The following is an 18,448-nucleotide window of genomic DNA, read 5'->3' on the forward strand; positions in this document are numbered from 1 at the left end:
GATGAAACGAAGCCTTAAAAGTTTTTTGCTCCTGGCAGTGCTGATCGTGGGCACTCACATGGGCTACGCCTCATCGTTCGATGCGGATTCGGGCAGTATTCCTGACCTGCGGTGGCGCGGAAACACGATCCGCATTGGCATTTCGACATCGCTGACCGACGAAAGTCCGTCGATAAAGCGGGGAAGCGATGCAGCGGCCGCAGTCGAGCGTAGCTTGCAACGGTGGGCCGAAGCAGCGGGCATTAGCATTCAGGTCTTTCAGACCTCGATCGAAAACGTCAGTCCGTCGGGGCCGCGAGGCGATGGCGTTTCGCTCATCACTATTGCTTCTACATCGGAGAACACCCTCGTATTCAACAAGAACGGAAACCAACTTCCGGCCGCCACGCGGATATTTTTCGACCGCAGCGGCAATATCTCCGAGGCGGATATCGTTCTCAACGCGAGTCACCAGTTCTCGACCGACGGAACATTTGGCACCTATGACCTCGAGACAGTTTTGATGCACGAGGTCGGCCACTTGCTCGGGCTTGATCACGCCCCAACCGTAGGCAGCCTGATGTGGCCGCAGATAAGCCGCAACGGCCTCTTTTCTGTCAATTCTTTTTTCCGACGTGAGCTTTTAGAAACTGACGTAGCATCTGTTCGCGAGATCTACCGCTCGGAGACGGGCGACGAAGGATCCTCCGGATCGGTCGAGTTGAAAATTTCCGTTGGCAAGATCAAGGCCAGTGAGGCCGGATTCATTTGGCTTGAAGATGCCGTCAGCGGCAAACTCGTCACGACTGTTTCGATCCCTTCGGATTCCGACAACATACAACTTCGTTCAGTACCCGAGGGAACCTATAACGTTTTCTTTTCAAATGCGGATTCCGATGGCATAGGCAGCGGGCAAACGATTGGGACCGTTGACGTAACGAACGGCGAGCCTAGCGTTTTTAAGATCGTCGGAGAGGCATCAACCGGTTCCGCAACACTTATCGGCCTCAACGGCGAGACGACGGCTCTTAGCTTGCCCCTGAACGCCGGCAAGACCTTTTCCGTCTCCATGGTGCTGACGGAAGAAATGGACCTCCGACCCGTTCTTTATTCGTATTCTCGATATATTGTCGTCGACGAAAGTAACATTCTGCCAACGAAAGACCCGCTTGGGCGTGCCGTCGCGATTTTTGACGTTACGATCTCAGAGGACGCCCCGAACGGGGCCTATTCGCTCTGCACTATCAACCGCACCGGCGGCGAAGCCTGTTTTCCCGGAGTTTTTTCCATTTCCGGCCATCAAAACCCGTGGTATAAGCGGGACTTCTCAAAATATTAAGAAAAGTTTAAAAACTTCTTCCATTTTTTTCCGATATTGTGCATAATCGAGGCGTTCACCTCCCCGGTGAACATCGGTCCGCAAGGGGTGAGGACTTGCGGCCAAAACGGGCGGCGGTGTGGGAGACGCCGCCCATTTTCTTGTGCGGCTCCTGATTCGCGGCCTTCCTTCGGAGCAATTCACGGCAACTTTGAGAACTACATTGCCGATCCACTTTGGGATTTGACCCACTGTGGTATATCCTCACAGTGTTTTTCCCGCGGCGCATCTATTTGAATGCCCGTGGCTGGCGGCATGGTTGAAAGAAGAGCTGTTTCTCGCATATTTGGTTGAGAAGCGGTTCTTTTGATTTTTTATGGCTCTGAAAAAGCGCGGCAGGCTCGGCCGGTGGATGTTTGAAGGCGTCCCGGAGGTCGAAGGTCCTCACGAACCTGAAGGCCGCCACCGGAAGCACTCCTGGTGGCAGGTGATGTGCCTAACGGGCGTCGACTATTTCTCCACACTCGGCTACCAGCCGGGAATTGCTCTGCTTGCCGCAGGTGCCCTATCTCCGTTCGCTACGCTTGTTCTTGTCTTGCTAACGCTTTTCGGGGCGTTGCCGATGTATCGCCGCGTTGCCGAGGAAAGCCCGCATGGCGATGGTAGCATTTCAATGCTCGAACGGCTCCTTTCGCGTTGGAAGGGCAAGATGTTCGTGCTTGCCCTGCTCGGCTTTGTAGCGACGAGTTTCATCATCACCATCACCCTTTCCGCCGCTGATGCGACCGCCCATATCATCGAGAATCCCTTTGTAGTCAAGAATTTACAGTTTCTGCACCATGAGGTGATCGTTACGTTGGTCCTTATCGTCCTGCTCGGCGCGGTGTTCCTTCGCGGCTTCAGCGAAGTTATCGGGATCGCCGTCGGCATCGTCGTTGTTTTTCTGGGACTCAACCTCGTCACCATAGGAGTCGGCGTTTATCAGATCTTTTGGATCCAACCGGACATCGTGCCGAACTGGAGCGCTCTTCTTTGGTCGCAGCCGAACGTCAACGGAAGCATCTTCATGCTCATTGCGGCATCGCTGCTTACCTTTCCAAAACTTGCACTCGGGCTCTCGGGGTTTGAGACCGGCGTGGTCGTCATGCCGCTTATCAAGAGCGATGTCGAGGTCCAAAAGTCGCAGCTTGTTGCCTTTCATTCGACGCAGGTCGATCACTCTGAAGCACCGGACGACATAAAGGCTCATATCGAGGGACGCATCCGCGGCGGCAAAAAGCTGCTTACCGGTGCGGCCGTGATAATGAGCTTTTTCCTGATCGGTTCGAGCATTATCACGACAATGCTTGTCCCGCAATCGGAGATCGGCCCCGGTGGAAAGGCTTACGGCAGAGCTATAGCGTATCTCGCCCACGAGTATCTCGGGCCGGGCTTCGGTACGGTATACGACCTTTCGACGATCGCCATTCTCTGGTTTGCCGGTGCATCGGCGATGGCCGGTTTGCTTAACATAGTGCCTCGCTACCTCCCGCGATACGGCATGGCTCCCGATTGGGCAAGGGCGACGCGTCCGCTTGTGATCGTTTTCACGGCGATCTGTATCGTTGTCACCATCTTTTTTGAAGCAAGCGTTTCGGCCCAGGGCGGAGCCTATGCGACCGGCGTCTTGATGCTGATGACCTCGGCCGCCGTCGCGGTCACCATCTCGTCGAGGCGAAAGAAAGAGAAGCGATGGGTTGGGTTTCTGATCATTACGCTGATATTCGCCTACACGACCATCGCGAACATGATCGCCCAGCCGAGTGGAATCCAGATCGCGACACTCTTCATCATTGGCATAATCGTTACGTCGTTCATTTCGCGTGCTCTGCGGACGACTGAACTCCGGATCGACGAGATCGAATACGACGAGACAGCGCTCGAGTTCATCAAGGAAATGGCCGAGGGCGACATCCGCATTGTCACCAACCGCCGTGAGGTCGGCAATGTCGTCGAATACCGTTTCAAGGAGCATGAAAAGCGGATCGACAACCACATCCCTTCGACCGACCCGGTGATCTTTTATGAGGTCGACCTCGGAGACGCGTCGGAGTTCATTGGCACAATGGCGGTTCGCGGCGTCGACGTTGACGGCTACAAAATTCTGCGGACAGAATCACCGGCAGTACCGAATGCGATCGCGGCTCTTTTGCTCGACCTTCGCAATCGCACGGGCAAGATTCCGCATGTCTATTTCGGCTGGAGCGAGGGTAACCCGATAATGTACCTCGCCCGCTACATACTCTTCGGCGAGGGCGATACAGCGCCCGTTACGCGTGAGATATTGAGGCAGGCGGAATCGGACCCAGAACTCAGGCCGAATGTTCACGTCGGTGGTTAACTTCCTTACTGGTGCGGCGGCAGGAGCGAAGGGTTGAGTTCGAGGTAACACGAGCGGCAATAGACCGGACGGCCCTGCGAGGGATAGAACGGAACGGTCGTATTGCATCCGCATTTGGCACAAGCGACCAGGACCTCGATCCGTTGTTTGACGCCAAGCTCATGAGCAGCATTGATCGCGGCTATCCGCTCATTTTTTGCCTGCTTGCAGGGTTTGCACCGCTTTGGCGGGTTTTGGAGGTTCTTGTCGTAGAAGAACTGCTGTTCACCGACGGTCCAAACGAAATCGCTGTGGCAATCCATGCAGTTGATCGTTTGGTCGGTAAATTGTGGTTCTTCAGCACTTGCCTGTAAGGGGGCGCTGAATGAATCTGAAAAGCCGTTATCTGACATACCCTACCTCTTAATCGTCAATGAAAATCAAGATCGCAGCCTGATAAACGCGACCGGCAGCCGAACCGTAAGTGGTCGGGAAGTGTTGAAATTGCCCTTTGTCACAATTGCCGGCATCCGGGAGAACAGGCAAATTTGTGTAGGGAGCGGGCCAAGCGGGAACAACGTCTGAACTTATAAAATTAGCTAATGCATGTCAAGGATGTGCGATTTGAATTGACCCAGGTTCTCTGTAAAGATTGTCGGAGCGTATGAAGATTCTAGTTATCGGTTCGGGCGGCCGCGAACACGCCATATGTTACACCTTTCAACGGAGCCCGAGGGTCGAAAAGGTCTATTGTGCAAACGGCAATGCCGGGATCGCGTCCATCGCCGAATTGGTCGACATCAAACCGGACGAGATCGATCGCCTCGCCGGGTTTGCCGAGACTGAAGGCATTGATCTTACCTTCGTCGGAGGCGAGACGGCTCTTGCCCTCGGGATCGTCGATGCGTTCGAATCTCGAGGGTTGCGTATCATCGGAGCTTCGAAGGCAGCGGCAAGGTTGGAGGCGAGCAAGTCGTTTGCAAAGGATTTCATGCAGAGGCACGGCGTCCCGGCCGCTGATTATGCGGTTGCGGCATCGCCGACCGAGGCGATAGAAATACTTGAAAGCGGCCGATTTAGCGATGCATCAACTCCGGTCGTCGTAAAGGCAGATGGCCTTGCGGCCGGCAAAGGCGTCGTCGTTGCCCGCGAACGCTTGGAAGCGATCGAAGCCATCAATGAATTAGAGACACTGGTCGGAGCAGAGGCGGCTTCGACCATCGTTCTCGAGGAATGTCTTTTCGGCCGCGAGGTCTCGCTCATTCTTTTTGCCGACGGCGAAAGCTTCTCCCTAATGCCGCCGACGCGTGACCATAAACGTATCGGCGAGGGCGATACGGGCCCGAACACCGGCGGCATGGGCACATTCACAGCCGACGCTTTGCTAACGGCCGAGCAGCGTGAGCTGATCGTTGACACGATAGTCAGCCCGACTCTTAGGGGCTGTGTTGATGATGGTTTTCCGTTTCGCGGCATACTCTTTCTGGGGCTGATGATGACGGACGCCGGCCCAAAGACGCTCGAATACAACGTCCGCTTCGGCGACCCCGAGACGCAGGCGATATTGGTTCGGCTTGAGTCCGATCTCGTGGAGATCTGCGAAGCAATGCTAGAAGGGCGGCTAGCTGATATGGAAATCAAATGGCGAGCGGGTTCCTCCGCATGCGTCATCCTGGCAGCAGAGAACTATCCGGCAAAGCCGCGGACGGGCGATGTTATTACCGGCCTTGATTCGGCGGTAGCTCGCGAGGACGTTGTAGTATTTCACTCAGGAACGAAGCTCAGCGAGAGCGGCGAGTATCTGACCTCCGGCGGGCGTGTGCTTGGCGTTACCGCGGTCGGCGATGCTCTGGCGTCGGCGCTTGAAAAGGCCTATGCGGCAGCCGCGGAGATCTCCTGGCCCGGAATGCAGTTCAGGCGCGATATCGGGAAGTGAGAAGATTCAATATTCCGCGACGCTTTTCTGATACGACTCGAAATTGCGGAGCATTTCATCAAGCGAATCGCCGCCGAATTTCTCCCGCATCGAGTTCGCAAGCACAACCGCCAGCATCGCTTCGCCGATGACACCCGCAGCGGGGACAGCGGTAATGTCAGAGCGTTCAAAAGCGGCTGGCGACTCTTCCTTCGAATCTATATCGACTGAGGTCAACGGCTTTCGGAGCGTCGAGATCGGCTTAAGATATCCGCGGACGCGAAGCTCCTCGCCATTCGTGATCCCGCCTTCGAGCCCGCCTGCCCGGTTTGTTTTGCGGACGAGGCCGGCGTAGATCTCATCGTGGACCTCCGAGCCGAAACGGCCCGCATTCGCGACGCCCTCACCTATCTCAACCGCCTTCACCGCGTGGATCGACATTATCGCCCGGGCGATGCGGCCATCGAGCTTTTCTTCCCACGAAGTGTGCGAGCCGAGCCCTATCGGCAGCCCGTGGGCAACGACCTCAAAAATACCGCCAAGTGTGTCGCCATTTGCCTTTGCTTCATCGACCAGGGCGACCATTTGAGCCTCGACATCTTTATCGACGCAAGCGAGTGGGGCATCCGCGGCAATCGCGGTAATCTCTTCCCACGAAGCATTTATCGGCGTTTCAGGCACCGAGCCGAGCTTTGCGACATGGCTGCGGACCGCGATCCCGAACGCGGCGAGGAGTTGTTTGGCGACGGCACCCGCCGCGACGCGTGCTGCCGTCTCGCGGGCGGAGGCGCGTTCCAGGATGTCGCGGAGGTCGCGTGTTTGGTATTTTTGTCCGCCGGCGAGGTCGGCATGTCCGGGCCGCGGCCGCTTTACGATCCGCGGGTTCCTCGGCTCGGCGTCGAGTGCATCGGCGGACATCACTTCCTGCCAATGGACAAAATCGCGGTTCTCGATCGTCAATGCGATCGGCGAGCCGAGAGCCCGGCCGTGTCGCACGCCTGAGAGCACTTGGACGGCATCGGACTCGATCTTCATCCTGCCGCCGCGGCCATAGCCCTGCTGCCTCCGCCAGAGCTCAAGGTCGATCGCCGCTTTGTCAAAAGGCAATCCCGCCGGAACGCCCTCGATTATCACCACCAAAGCCGGGCCGTGCGATTCGCCTGCTGTTGTAAATCTGAAGTTCATTCGTTCGCTTTAAGCTCGCGGACACGCCGCCTGAAGACGATAAGGCCGATTCCAGAGAGGATCAGAAGCCCGCCGATCAGCGTTTGCGGCGGAAGAGTCTCGCCGAGAAAAATGTTGCCGACCAACACCGCAATCAGCGGCGTGACCAGCGAGATCATCATCGCCTTTGTCGATTCTATCCTCGCAAGAAGCCAGTAATAAAGCCAGAAAGCGGCAATCGTCCCAGCAATTGAGAGATAAAGCACGGACGCGACCGCCCGCGTGCTCCAGTTATGTTGAAATGGTGAGCCCTCAACAGCAAGCGCATAGATCACGAGCGGCGGCAGCCCGCAGAGCATCTGCGAAAGAAGGATCATTGCCGGGTCGATCCCGACCGCCTTTGCCTTGACCAGAATCGACGCCTGTGCCGCAGCATAAGCTCCAACGACGATTGCAACGGAACCTGCGAATGCCCGTGCACTTTCCACCCGAAGCTGGTCTATAAAGATAATGCCGACCCCGACGATGCCGATCAGAACGGCGATTATTTTGAGCGGAGTAATGCGTTCGCTCGGCAGAAATATCCACGCGAGCACTAGGCCAAAGACCGTTATCATCGCCTGCAAAACGGCGGCGAGGCCCGAGGTAATGTGTTGCTCCGCCCAAAAGACCGTGCTGTAGTTTACGGAAAATTGCAGAACACCTGTCAACGCGATCAATATCCATTCGCGGCGGCCCTGCGGCCACGCGATCCGCGCAAAATAAACGACCGGCAAAAGAAGTACCGCGGAGAGAAGAAAGCGGCTGACGGCGAAGGTGATCGGCGGAAGGTCCTCGAGCCCGATCTTGATGAAGATCCATGTCGTTCCCCAGATCAGGCAAAGTATCAGCCAAACGAAGATCTGCATAAAGTTACTCCGCCGGCCGTTAGCTGCGTTCGTAAAAACTCAATCGCGTCTCGCCTTGTTTCAGGATACGCCAGCGGCGAATATGTCCGACCGCGTCCGGAAGCACGGTTTTCGCGTGGTGCTCGACCACAAGCAGGCCGCCATCCTTTAGCAAACGGCTGGCGGCGGTGCCAAATTCGTGAAGCACGGGCGAATAGTTCATCTCATATGGCGGATCAAAGAAGACTATGTCCCAGCCCTCGGCATGTTCGCGACCGGTAAAGTTTTCGGCCGAGAGAGAGAGCACCTCGGTTTGGTCCTCAGGAACGACGAGCGTGTCAAGATTTTCTTCGATCAGGGCACATGATCGCCGTGAACGGTCAACGAATGTAGCGTGTTTGGCTCCGCGTGAGATCGCCTCGATACCAATTGCTCCCGTTCCGGCGCAGAGGTCCAGGAAGCGTGTATGCTCGTCGATCTTCGGGGCAAGAATGTTAAAGAGCGTCTCGCGAAGGCGGTCCGAGGTCGGACGTGTGCGGTTATCCGCGGGGCTTTTCAAGATCCGGCCGCCGTAAGTCCCTGCAATGACACGCATAAACTCCTATCCTATCCCAGCGAGGCGATATTTCGAATCGCCGCGGACACGTTTGATAAGAGCGGCAGTCTCAGGGTTCACCCTTTTTGCGGCAAGGAGTTTTTCGGCGTCCCCGCGAGCGGCCTCTAGGATCTCAAAATCGCGGATGATATTGGCGATCTTGAACATCTGAACGCCCGATTGCCGCGTGCCGAAAAGCTCGCCTTCTCCGCGGAGTTCGAGGTCCTTTTCAGCGATCTTGAAGCCATCGTTCGTCTTTTCCATTATCCCGAGCCGTTCTTTGGCGACCGCCGTCTTTTTGTCGCCGGTCAGCAGCACGCAGTAGCTCTGCTCCGCACCGCGGCCAACGCGTCCGCGAAGCTGATGTAGCTGCGAAAGGCCGAATCGCTCGGCGTGTTCGATGACCATCGTCGAGGCATTGGGCACATCTACGCCGACCTCGATCACGGTCGTCGACACGAGCACCTCGGCCTCGCCCGCGACGAATGCCCGCATCATCGCTTCCTTTTCATCGCTTCTCATCTTGCCGTGGAGCAGGCCGACCGAACGGTGCGGGAAAACACGCTGGCGCAGTTCTTCATACATAGCGGTCGCGGCCTTTAGGTCGAGCTTCTCGGATTCGTCAATAAGCGGATAAACGACATAAGCCTGCCGGCCAAGCTTCAGCTCGCGTTCGATGCCTTTATAGACACCGACACGTTTGTCTTCACCGACGACGACCGTCTTGATCGGCGTTCGCCCGGGCGGAAGCTCGTCGATCACAGAAACATCGAGGTCGCCGTAAACCGTCATTGCAAGCGACCGCGGGATCGGAGTCGCGGTCATGACGAGGACGTCCGGATTCAGGCCGCTTTTCTTGAGTGCGGCCCGCTGTAGCACGCCAAACCTGTGCTGTTCATCAATAACGGCAAGGCCGAGGTTCTCGAACTCGACGCCATCTTGAATTATCGCGTGTGTCCCGATGACGATCTGCACTTCACCCGTGGCGATGGCGTTGCGGGCTTTCTTTTTTTCGGCCGCCTTTAAGCTGCCCGTAAGCAGACGGACCGAATAACCGGCGGGCTCGAAGAATCGGACCGCGTTGCGGAAATGCTGTTCGGCGAGTATTTCGGTCGGAGCCATCAGCGCCGTTTGATAGCCGTTCTCGGCCGCGGCGAACATGGCGATGAATGCGACGATCGTCTTGCCGCTTCCGACGTCGCCCTGGATGAGCCGGTTCATCGGAGCGTCCGACGTCATATCGCCAAATATCTGCTTGACAACGCGGCGTTGAGCCTCGGTTAGCTTAAAGGGAAGCAGCTCAGCGATGCGTTTCTTGACCGTCTCGTTTATCTCAATAACTGCGCCTTTCGGTTCCTTCTTTCGCTCGCCGCGGACGAGTTGCAGGGCGAATGAAAGCCAGAAGAATTCCTCGTAGATCAGCCGCCGGTGAGCATCGCTCCGATACCGCTCATAATCTGAGATCGATGCAGTTTCGGGTGGGAAGTGGACCTCGCACATCGCGTCGCCGCGGCTGATCAATCGATTGGACCGGACCAGTTCGTCAGGCAGAAACTCACCGATCGAGCCGCGGTCGAGCACACGCGTGACGGCATAAACGATCTCGCGAAGCCGCTTTGTTTGAAACGGGCCGAGCTTGCGGTAAACGGGTACGTGGCGGGCGGTGTGGATGGTCGCAAACTCAGCATTCGATTCATCTGCGCCGAGTTCGTCTTCGGATCCTTCTTCATTGTCGGCAATCAACGGAAGTTCGACTGCGGCTTCGTCATCCGGGAGAACTTCGAGTTCATCGGGCTTTGTGACCTTGAGGACGAATGTATTTCGCCGACCGTCCCACTCCCATCGGCCGTGGGCCACGAAGCGAACACCGCGTTTGAACTTGCCCGTATAGAATTCGATTGCGTGTTTTGCGGCCTTGCCTGACAGGAACCACATCACTACGACGGGCTTTCTGACGCGTTCGCGGTCGCTGCCGGTTATCTCAAAGATATATAGCGGCGGCTGCTTCGGCCCGCGGTTTTTACCGACCTGAAAGGCACCCGAAACTCGTACGTGAAGCTCGACCGAGGCTTCTAGGCCGTCATAGAGTTGATCGATCGGGAGCAAATTCGAGCGGTCTTCATAACGCGTTGGAAAGTAGGAAAGAAGGTCCTCGACCGTCGATTCGAGCGGCTCAGGCCGCCCGGCGTAGGCTCCGACCGCGGCCGCGAGCTTTCGAGCCATTGTCGCCGAAAGATGGACCTCGGGAAACCGCGGTAGCTCAAGGATAGGAGTTTCAAGCGTAAGGGGCATTGCTTGGAAAGGATTCTAGCAGAAACTCCGGCGGGCTTGCATTAACGCGATGAACGGCCCTCAGGTCTCGAGAGTGAACGGGTTGAAGTTCGTGTCTTTGTCGTAATGATCGACGTTCTCAGTTCGCTTAAGGAAGCCGACGATGATGTAGGTGAAGGGCGTTGCGAGAACCTCCCAGAGCACCTTCAGGATATAGTTGCCGATCATAACGCTAACGACCTGCTCGGTCGGCCAGACGCCGAGGAACGCGACCGGATAAAAGATCAGGCTGTCTGCCATTTCGCCGAATATGGTCGAGCCGATGGTCCGGGTCCAAAGCCAGCGGCCGCGTGTCAGCAGCTTCATCTTTGCGAGAACAAATGAATTGACGAACTCGCCCGCCCAAAAACCGAGTACGGAAGCCGCGACGATCCGCGGCGTTTGCCCGAAGATCATGTTCACCGCTTCGACATATTCCGGCGGCATCGTTCGAGCGACCGGGAGATTGGTGACCGTTACGGCCATCAGCGAGGCAAAGATCAAGGCACCGAAGCCGGCCCAGATGACCCGCCGCGAGCGGGCGTATCCATAAACCTCAGTAAGGATATCGCCGAAAAGATAGCTGATCGGGAAAAAGAGGACGCCGGCCCCATAGATGTATTCACCGTAGAAGGGCAGGTTTACATAAGAGACCTTATGGACGCCGATCAGGTTAGAACACAAAATGACCGCGACGAATGCGGCCATTATCAGGTCGTAATATTTGAATTGCCGTGTTGCCAAGCAGGTCAGGGAACGCCTTGGTTTATAGGATCAAGTCTAGCAAAAGTAAAAGGTTATGCAATACGAAAAACCGGAGCACGCTCGAAAACGTGCTCCGGAAAAAGGAGGAATATAGAAAACACTACTGTTGGGCTATGGCCGATACATGCTTGGTAAGCCGAGCTTTGTAACGGGCCGCCGTGTTGCGGTGAATAACGCCCTTATTTACCGACTTATCGATAAGCGAAACGGTCTCGCCGAGCAGTTCAGTGCTCGTTTTGGAATCTGCGGCTCCGATGGCCGTACGAAGTTTCTTGATCTGCGTCCGGAGCTTACCACGGTTCGAGCGGTTGATCTCGCGACGCTTTTCGTTCTGTCGTATCCGCTTTTCGGCTGATTTATGATTTGCCATTCTTAACTGTCCTCAAAAGCTGCCCTTATCGGCAAACTCCAAATAATAGTACCTGGCCCCGTCCAAGTCAAGTTTCCAGACGGGTCAAAACCGAGTGGGCTAGGTCGGCGATCATTACAAATATGGGCGGGTAAAACACGAACTCCGGGTTAAGGGTCACAGAAAAGATTCTCGGCATCGTGACGGCGAGAAACTGCGAGTAATTTCCGATGACCAGGCCGAGTGTAAAACTCGCAACAACCGAACCGAGGATCAGTGCGCCGATGGTTAGCCGCGAATACGGCTTTCCGCTTTCCGGCTGAGCTTCGAAAAGAGAATCGTGAATCTCGGAATCATCGTAGGTGAACCGGTCGAGCCCCTGCCGAATGCGGCCGTAAATATGAAAAAGCCCAGCGGCGAAAAGAAAGACGATCACGATCTTTATGATGACCGGAGCATTCAAGAAGTAATGCGGCTTGCCAAACGCGACGAGGAAGGTCGAAAGTATCAACGCGACCGCGGGAAAGATAAGCTTCTGAAGCTCGGCCGCCTGCCGGCGTTCTTCGGCGACCATGCGGTTGATTATCTCGTTGTAACGATGCTCGTAAACGAGTTGCCGCCAGCGGCGGGCGTGGCTATTGCGTGAAGTGAAGATCGAATCGTCGCCGCTGCCGTTGCCATTCTGGTACTGATGTTCAAGGAGTTTGCGGTCGTAGCGGGCCCGTTCACGCGGACTTCCGAGCACTTCATAGGCCTCGGCGATCGCCGCAAATGCTTTCGCCGTCTCCTCGGAGCCCTCGTTTTTATCGGGATGCAGCTCTCGCGCAAGACGGCGGTAGGCCGACTTGATCTCGTTCTTCGAGGCTCGCTGCGAAACCTTTAGGACGTCGTAATAATTCACTGACCGAATGCTCGAACCGATAACAAAATGTGGGGAGCGGAGTCGGGTGGTGGAGCCCCCGATTTCTTCAAAAGTATAACATATTCCATGCTGCAATTTCTGCCGAAACTACTACTCTAACCGATCGATTTGCAGGCTTATCGGCGAAGCTCCGGCCAACTTTACTGCATCGACGATCCGGGCGACCGACCCGTAATCGAGGCCCTTCGGGGCTTTGATAAAGACCGTGCGTTCGATGTCTGTCTTGCCGGTTTGGGGATCGGTCCGGAAAGCGTGGATCGCAATCCGTTCGGCAAGTGTTTCTCGGATCACCGAAACGAGTGCATCGGGTTCGGCGATGGTTGCGATCGGATCGCTTTGGTTGACGGAAAGACTGCCGTTGCGGTCGGCGTTTACGATGATCGTGTCCGGATTGGGCTTGACCGGCAATGCGTCCGCCGGCTCGGAAGGAACCCGCGTTTCGAGGCTGCTTGGGCGGGTTGGTGTGATGATCATGAAGATGATCAGAAGGACGAGTAGAACGTCTATAAGCGGGGTCACATTTATTTCGGGCTGGTTCATTTCGGGTTCCTCCAATATGTTTTTAGACACCGAAATGGAGAAATTGTTCCCGAACGCCCGACTTCTATTTCACGCACAGAGCTTGAAGGAGAGCTTTTGCCTTGAGCAGCGATTCGCGGTATTCGCTGTCGGGGTCGCTATCGATCACAACGCCGCCGCCGACGTTAAAGACAGAACGATTATCGGAGATCGTGATCGTGCGGATCGCGACGTTCGTATCAATGAACGGCCCAAGTTTCTCGAAGACGTTGCCGCCGACGGCGATGCCGACCGATCCCATCGAGAGCCCACGAGCCACCAGCTCGATCTCGCCGATGAGCTGCATTGTCCGGACCTTTGGGGCTCCGGTGATCGAGCCGCTCGGGAAAAGTGAAAGCAGCACCTCGCGGAGTCCCGCGTCCTGCCGAAGCCTGCCGCTCACGGTTGATACCAGATGAAAAAGCGTCGCGTGTTCCTCGATGGTGCAGAGCTGGTCAACAGCGACCGATCCGTATTCGCAAATGCGGCCGAGGTCGTTGCGGAGCAGATCGACGATCATCGTGTTCTCGGCCCGATCCTTTGCACTCGCCGCGAGAGCCTCGCGGAGTGCCGCGTCTTCTTGCCGATCGGCACCGCGTTTGATCGTGCCCTTGATCGGAGCGACAGTTATTCGATCGCCCTCGATGCGAAAGAACCGCTCGGGCGATGAAGATACGACCGCCGTCTCGCCACGTTGAACGAAAGCGGCAAAGGCGGACGGATTTTGGCTCCGCAGCCTCCTGAAGACCTCGCCAGCAGGAATCGCGTCTTCAAACTCGATCGCAAACTGCTGCGTCAGGTTTGCTTGGTAAGTATCGCCGCGGCGGATGTGTTCCTTTACCAGGTTGACGGCAGCGACGTACTCGTCTTTCGTAAAGCTCGATCTGACCGCACGTGCCGCGGAAATGCCGCCGATCGGCTTTGCGGCCGTAGTTAGAAGGCTCTCGATCTCATCGAAGCGAGCTTCGTTTCCATCAATGTATGTTTTCCCGGTCGCGTAATCGTGGATGGTCAGAGCGTTGAACTGGGCAACGTATGCCAGCGGTTCTTTCGACTCTGCAGTTTCGGGAATTTGTATCGGTTTTGGTTGGAGCGAGGCACCGAACTCGTAAGAGAGAGTGAAGATCGAGGAGTAGTTCTTGTTGAGAAGGCTTGCGAGTTCACTTAAGCCTTCTAGTCCGCCCGTTCGCACCTCGAACGTCTCTACCGGATCAACGCCGGCGATGAGAAGATGCGAACCGAGATACCCGACGCCGGAGCTGTCCAAAATCGCCGCTCGCCGCTCCGGCGGAAGCGCGGAAAACGCATTGACCACATCGGCGGCTGTTGCACTGATCTCCTTCACCGAAATGGATGATATCACGCCCGCCTTTGCGTTTTTCAAAATCGCTGAATTGACGTAATATACCTCAGACCTCACTTTCCGGTTCTATCCGTAAAATTTATGACCCTCGACACAAACGACAAGCACTCACTAGTACGTGGACTTGGACTCATCGCCGCTGCCTCGGTGATCATCGGTAACGTTATTGGTACCGGTGTGTTCTTTAAGGCAAGGATCATGACCTGCAACGTCGGCGAACCGACGTGGGTAATCATTGCGTGGGTTGCCGCCGGCCTTCTCGCTCTCGCGGGTTCGCTGACCTACGCCGAGCTTACGGCGATGAAGCCGCAGGCAAGCGCGGAGTATGTTCTTCTCCGTGACGCTTACGGCAAGGTCTCAGCCTTTCTATACGGCTGGATGCAGATGCTCATCGCAAAGACCGGTTCGATGGCCGCTCTTGGTGTTGCATTTGCGATCGCCCTGAATAGCTATCTGGACGAAAAGCTTGGTTATACTCTTCTCTCGATTCCTGTCGGCGGGTCAAATGTTGAGATCACTACGCTGCAGATCATCGCCATAATGGCGATCATCATCTTCACTACGCTTAACAGTGCGTCGGTTGCTATCAGCGGCCGGATCGCGACTGTGCTCACCTTCGTTAAGATCGCTCTCGTCGTGCTCGTCGGGCTCGGAGCTTTCATGTTCGTGACCGGCGGCAGTTTTGAAAATTTCGGAATGACCTCAGCCGGGGCAGAGTGCCTTGACGTAGCAGAATCGCAGAGATACGGGCATGTCAATTATTCGTTCTTTGCCGGATTTGCGGCGGCGATGCTCGGGGCACTTTGGGGCTACGACGGCTGGAATCAGCTTACGTTCGTCGCCGGTGAAGTTAAGGATCCGAACCGCAACATCCCGCTCGCGATCATCGGCAGCACCGTACTTATCATGGTGCTTTATGTGTTCGTTCACATCGCATACTTCTACGTGCTCGATCCGGCCGCGATCGCCTCTGTTGACAAGGACGTCGCAGTGGCCAATGTCGTGCTCGGTAAGTTTTTCGCGGCGGATGCTGCAACAATGCTGACCGGAGTCGCCGTGGCCATCTTTACAATGGGCCTCGTGCTGTCGTCGCTTGGTTCGCTGCATACATCGATATTGGCCGGTGCCCGCGTTCCATACGCGATGGCACGCGACCGGCAGTTCTTCTCGCGGTTCGGCACGCTTTCGGTCTCCGGCGTTCCGATCGCCTCTCTGATACTTCAGGGAACTTGGGCGATCCTGCTCATTCTCTCGGATTCGCTCTGGCGGCTCTATAACCCCGATAGTGCACTTTTCGACATGTTGACCAACTACGTGGTCTTCGGCTCGTTCATCTTTTACGCGCTGATAACCTCGACGGTCTTCATCTTCCGCAAGCGATATCCGGATGCCGAACGGCCATACAAGACCTTTGGTTACCCGGTCGTTCCGATCATTTTCCTTCTTGTGACGGCCTGGCTGTTGATCCAGACACTCTACGACGATACGGCCAATTCGCTGATCGGTATCGGACTGATCCTGCTTGGCCTTCCGGTCTATTACTATATGAACGGCAGGAACAAGGACGCGGCGGTAGAAAATGACGATAAATGATAGAAGAAGCGGCCGCGAACGGCGTGCGGTCGCCCGGTCGAAGGTGACCGTTGACATCGAGTGGGAGAATCACCTCGGCCGGCACAAAGGCACGATCAGCGACATTGGCGGGAAGGGGTGTTTCGTCCTAACCGGCGGCGATTTCGTCAATGGCGAGACGGTCTTTTTATATCTGCCGCTATCGACCGGAAATCTAATGAGAATTCATGGCGAGATCGCAAACAATGTTTTTGAGATAGGATTTGCGGTCAAGTTCGAGGGGCTTTCGGAAACGGAGCTCGAATTCATCGACAATTTTATCGCCTTTCACGCAGAGGAAAGCTAGACGCTAGCGTTCCGCCAGCGACGCGATCGCCTCGCGGGCGGCCTCGCGGTCGTCGAAGTGAAATTTGTCATTCCCGATGATCTGGTACGTCTCATGGCCTTTCCCGGCGATGATCACAACATCGCCAGGGTGAGCCACGCGGATCGCCGTCGCGATAGCTTCGCGGCGATCTGAGATGCTCATTCGCTCGGCTCTTGTCCCGGCAATTCCCGCCTCAATTTCGGCGATGATCTTCAGCGGGTCTTCGGTGCGCGGATTGTCCGATGTGATTATCGCAATATCGCTCAGCTCGCCGGCAACCTTTCCCATCGGAGCACGTTTTGTTTTGTCCCTATCGCCGCCGCAGCCGAAAACTGTGATGACACGGCCCGTGGTCAATTGCCGGGCGGTGCGAAGCGTATTCATCAGAGCATCGTCCGTGTGGGCATAGTCCACGACCACCGCGAATTCGCCGTCGTGCGGAACAAGTTCAAACCGCCCGGGAGCTCCAACACATTTCGACAGCCCTTCCGCGATCGCATCGAGCCCATAGCCGAGCTCGAGTGCCGCAGCAGCGGCCGAAAGCATATTGTAAACATGCGGCCTTCCGACCAGCGGGGAAGTGATCTCTCGCTCGTCCTCGGGCGTCTTCAAAAGAAATGACGTTCCCTCTAGAAGCGAGACTTCGATATTCTCGGCGGTCAGATCCGCGTTTTGCGTGCCGTCTTCAGACCGCCGCTGAGAGAAAGTTACAACCTTCTGGCCGTCTGCCCGTAGTTCACTCGCTAATTTCGCACCCCAATCGTCGTCGATATTTATCACGCACGCACCGGGACGTTGGCCCAGTCGGCCGTCAAAGAGTTTCTTCTTCGCGTCGAAGTAGTTCTCCATCGTGCCATGGTAATCAAGGTGGTCTTGCGTCAGGTTCGTAAAGATAGCAACGCGAAAACGGAGCCAGTCGCAGCGATGCAGGTCGATCGCCTGTGATGAAGCCTCCATCGCCGCAAAGCCGCAGCCCGCCTCGACCGCCCGCCGCAAAAATCTGTTCGTGTCCGAGGCTTCGGGTGTGGTTCGCACCGCCTCTTCGCTTTCGTCGCCGATGCGGTACTCGACCGTGGTCAACATTGCGGGTTTTATGCCTGCGGCTTCGGCGAGTGCGTAGCAGAGATAGGTTGTCGTCGTTTTTCCGTTGGTGCCGGTAATGCCGATAAGGTCGAGCAGGTGCGAGGGTTCTCCATTGATGATCGAGGCCGCCTTTGCGAGAGCGACGCGGGCATCCGAAACCTTCAGCCAAGCACCGGCAAAGCCTTCAGGTGCATCAAATTCTGAAATAACGCCGACCGCTCCGCGACGCATCACATCCTCAACGAACCTGTGACCGTCAACCGTCGCACCCTTGATCGCCGCAAAAAGCGTCCCCTCGCGAGCTTGCCGCGAGTCGTGCGTCACGTCCAAAGGGTAGCCCGCTGTGCCCGAAAGCTCGGCCCCGATCTCGGAAGCAAGTGCCTCTATTGTGTTTGCTGCCACGTTGTGAATCCCGTCCCAAAAAACGAGATTATACGACACGCTGCAATTTTGTTCGAACAACCGCTTTTGGTTTTCGTATCTCTAAATAGATCGGAGGGGTTCGACGAATGAAATTCATAAAGGTAATTCTTACGCTATTGGCGATAATGTTTGGGGTGATGGCGGTTTTCTGGCTTCTTGGGATCGTTTGGACGCTTTTTGGCTACGCGTTCTGGTTCGGTGTAGTCGCTGCGATCGGGTATGGCGGCTACAAACTGTTCAAGAAGCTCGAGAATAAGGCACTCACGAGCGGCACTGCCTTTCCGGAGATCGAAGATCGGGATTACACGCTCTCGTGGGAAGAATACAACCGAAAGTATCTGAAAAAGTAAGTCGCTAGACATTTTCGCCTCGTTTGGCTAGATTGGGTTAGGCACCACTGCCGAGGTGGCGAAATTGGTAGACGCACTAGACTTAGGATCTAGCGTCGAGAGACGTGCAGGTTCGATTCCTGTCCTCGGCACCACATTCTTGATCATACGGCCGTAAGCTGCATACCCA

The 18,448-nt window shown here is 56.0% G+C and carries 17 protein-coding genes and 1 tRNA gene; 7 read left to right on the forward strand and 11 right to left on the reverse strand.

The annotated features are described in order from the left end of the window. Position 1 precedes the first annotated feature (1 nt). Together IPM21_15460 and IPM21_15465 are read left to right on the forward strand one after the other, a co-directional pair. A complete protein-coding gene (locus IPM21_15460) occupies positions 2–1,318 on the forward strand; it encodes a matrixin family metalloprotease (protein ID MBK9165272.1) in 1,317 nt (438 codons plus the stop codon). A gap of 355 nt (positions 1,319–1,673) precedes the next feature. Next, positions 1,674–3,677 carry an amino acid transporter gene (locus IPM21_15465; protein MBK9165273.1) on the forward strand — a complete coding sequence of 668 codons (2,004 nt, stop codon included), beginning with the start codon at positions 1,674–1,676 and terminating at the stop codon, positions 3,675–3,677. 5 nt (positions 3,678–3,682) lie between these two features. Here IPM21_15465 and IPM21_15470 read toward each other — a convergent pair whose 3' ends face one another. Beyond that, positions 3,683–4,069, reverse strand: coding sequence for a zinc-ribbon domain containing protein (locus tag IPM21_15470; protein MBK9165274.1), 387 nt, complete (start codon positions 4,067–4,069; stop codon positions 3,683–3,685). Positions 4,070–4,320: 251 nt separating this feature from the next. On the opposite strand from IPM21_15470, the gene purD reads away from it, so the two are divergent. Beyond that, entirely contained in the window at positions 4,321–5,592 is a 1,272-nt protein-coding gene (gene purD / locus IPM21_15475) for a phosphoribosylamine--glycine ligase (protein MBK9165275.1), read from the forward strand. Between the two features lie 6 nt (positions 5,593–5,598). Here purD and aroC read toward each other — a convergent pair whose 3' ends face one another. The 9 genes from aroC to pabB all read right to left on the reverse strand — a co-directional run bounded on the left by aroC (position 5,599) and on the right by pabB (position 14,541). Next, a complete protein-coding gene (aroC, locus tag IPM21_15480; GenBank protein ID MBK9165276.1) occupies positions 5,599–6,756 on the reverse strand; it encodes a chorismate synthase in 1,158 nt (385 codons plus the stop codon). After that, positions 6,753–7,643, reverse strand: coding sequence for an EamA family transporter (locus tag IPM21_15485; protein ID MBK9165277.1), 891 nt, complete (start codon positions 7,641–7,643; stop codon positions 6,753–6,755). Before IPM21_15485 ends, aroC begins: the two co-directional genes overlap by 4 nt. Positions 7,644–7,662: 19 nt before the next feature. Next, positions 7,663–8,217, reverse strand: a complete 555-nt coding sequence (rsmD, locus tag IPM21_15490; GenBank protein ID MBK9165278.1) for a 16S rRNA (guanine(966)-N(2))-methyltransferase RsmD — start codon at positions 8,215–8,217, stop codon at positions 7,663–7,665. 6 nt (positions 8,218–8,223) lie between these two features. Next, positions 8,224–10,509, reverse strand: a complete 2,286-nt coding sequence (gene recG / locus IPM21_15495; GenBank protein ID MBK9165279.1) for an ATP-dependent DNA helicase RecG — start codon at positions 10,507–10,509, stop codon at positions 8,224–8,226. Positions 10,510–10,569: 60 nt separating this feature from the next. Next, the gene (locus IPM21_15500) at positions 10,570–11,235 is read right to left on the reverse strand and encodes a queuosine precursor transporter (GenBank protein MBK9165280.1); all 666 of its coding nucleotides are present in this window, start codon (positions 11,233–11,235) and stop codon (positions 10,570–10,572) included. A 157-nt stretch (positions 11,236–11,392) separates the two neighbouring features. Then, on the reverse strand, positions 11,393–11,662 hold the full coding sequence (rpsT, locus tag IPM21_15505; protein MBK9165281.1) for a 30S ribosomal protein S20: 270 nt from the start codon (positions 11,660–11,662) through the stop codon (positions 11,393–11,395). Positions 11,663–11,729: 67 nt separating this feature from the next. Continuing rightward, complete coding sequence (locus IPM21_15510) at positions 11,730–12,542, reverse strand: J domain-containing protein (protein MBK9165282.1); 813 nt, start codon at positions 12,540–12,542, stop codon at positions 11,730–11,732. Positions 12,543–12,653: 111 nt separating this feature from the next. Continuing rightward, positions 12,654–13,103, reverse strand: coding sequence for a biopolymer transporter ExbD (locus tag IPM21_15515; GenBank protein MBK9165283.1), 450 nt, complete (start codon positions 13,101–13,103; stop codon positions 12,654–12,656). Between the two features lie 64 nt (positions 13,104–13,167). After that, entirely contained in the window at positions 13,168–14,541 is a 1,374-nt protein-coding gene (pabB, locus tag IPM21_15520; GenBank protein MBK9165284.1) for an aminodeoxychorismate synthase component I, read from the reverse strand. Positions 14,542–14,565: 24 nt separating this feature from the next. On the opposite strand from pabB, the gene IPM21_15525 reads away from it, so the two are divergent. Both IPM21_15525 and IPM21_15530 read left to right on the forward strand, forming a co-directional pair. Next, a complete protein-coding gene (locus IPM21_15525; protein ID MBK9165285.1) occupies positions 14,566–16,077 on the forward strand; it encodes an amino acid permease in 1,512 nt (503 codons plus the stop codon). Next, positions 16,064–16,402 (forward strand): PilZ domain-containing protein, encoded by a 339-nt coding sequence (locus tag IPM21_15530; protein ID MBK9165286.1) that lies wholly within the window; start codon positions 16,064–16,066, stop codon positions 16,400–16,402. Before IPM21_15525 ends, IPM21_15530 begins: the two co-directional genes overlap by 14 nt. Before the next feature lie 3 nt (positions 16,403–16,405). On the opposite strand, the gene IPM21_15535 is transcribed toward IPM21_15530, so the two are convergent. Then, complete coding sequence (locus IPM21_15535) at positions 16,406–17,908, reverse strand: UDP-N-acetylmuramoyl-L-alanyl-D-glutamate--2,6-diaminopimelate ligase (GenBank protein MBK9165287.1); 1,503 nt, start codon at positions 17,906–17,908, stop codon at positions 16,406–16,408. Between the two features lie 107 nt (positions 17,909–18,015). Here IPM21_15535 and IPM21_15540 point away from each other — a divergent pair, with 107 nt between their 5' ends. Together IPM21_15540 and IPM21_15545 are read left to right on the forward strand one after the other, a co-directional pair. Beyond that, entirely contained in the window at positions 18,016–18,279 is a 264-nt protein-coding gene (locus IPM21_15540; protein MBK9165288.1) for a hypothetical protein, read from the forward strand. Between the two features lie 49 nt (positions 18,280–18,328). Then, positions 18,329–18,413 (forward strand) — tRNA-Leu (locus IPM21_15545). Positions 18,414–18,448 lie beyond the last annotated feature (35 nt).

This window comes from Acidobacteriota bacterium, assembly GCA_016716435.1.
Classification (GTDB): domain Bacteria; phylum Acidobacteriota; class Blastocatellia; order Pyrinomonadales; family Pyrinomonadaceae; genus OLB17.

Coding starts and splice junctions, on each gene's coding strand:
- IPM21_15460 (MBK9165272.1), top strand. CDS start 2: ATGAAACGAAGCCTTAAAAGTTTTTTGCTCCTGGCAGTGCTGATCGTG.
- IPM21_15540 (MBK9165288.1), top strand. CDS start 18,016: ATGAAATTCATAAAGGTAATTCTTACGCTATTGGCGATAATGTTTGGG.
- purD (MBK9165275.1), top strand. CDS start 4,321: ATGAAGATTCTAGTTATCGGTTCGGGCGGCCGCGAACACGCCATATGT.
- IPM21_15470 (MBK9165274.1), bottom strand. CDS start 4,069: ATGTCAGATAACGGCTTTTCAGATTCATTCAGCGCCCCCTTACAGGCA.
- rsmD (MBK9165278.1), bottom strand. CDS start 8,217: ATGCGTGTCATTGCAGGGACTTACGGCGGCCGGATCTTGAAAAGCCCC.
- IPM21_15500 (MBK9165280.1), bottom strand. CDS start 11,235: ATGGCCGCATTCGTCGCGGTCATTTTGTGTTCTAACCTGATCGGCGTC.
- rpsT (MBK9165281.1), bottom strand. CDS start 11,662: ATGGCAAATCATAAATCAGCCGAAAAGCGGATACGACAGAACGAAAAG.
- aroC (MBK9165276.1), bottom strand. CDS start 6,756: ATGAACTTCAGATTTACAACAGCAGGCGAATCGCACGGCCCGGCTTTG.
- IPM21_15485 (MBK9165277.1), bottom strand. CDS start 7,643: ATGCAGATCTTCGTTTGGCTGATACTTTGCCTGATCTGGGGAACGACA.
- IPM21_15465 (MBK9165273.1), top strand. CDS start 1,674: ATGGCTCTGAAAAAGCGCGGCAGGCTCGGCCGGTGGATGTTTGAAGGC.
- recG (MBK9165279.1), bottom strand. CDS start 10,509: ATGCCCCTTACGCTTGAAACTCCTATCCTTGAGCTACCGCGGTTTCCC.
- IPM21_15530 (MBK9165286.1), top strand. CDS start 16,064: ATGACGATAAATGATAGAAGAAGCGGCCGCGAACGGCGTGCGGTCGCC.
- IPM21_15515 (MBK9165283.1), bottom strand. CDS start 13,103: ATGAACCAGCCCGAAATAAATGTGACCCCGCTTATAGACGTTCTACTC.
- IPM21_15525 (MBK9165285.1), top strand. CDS start 14,566: ATGACCCTCGACACAAACGACAAGCACTCACTAGTACGTGGACTTGGA.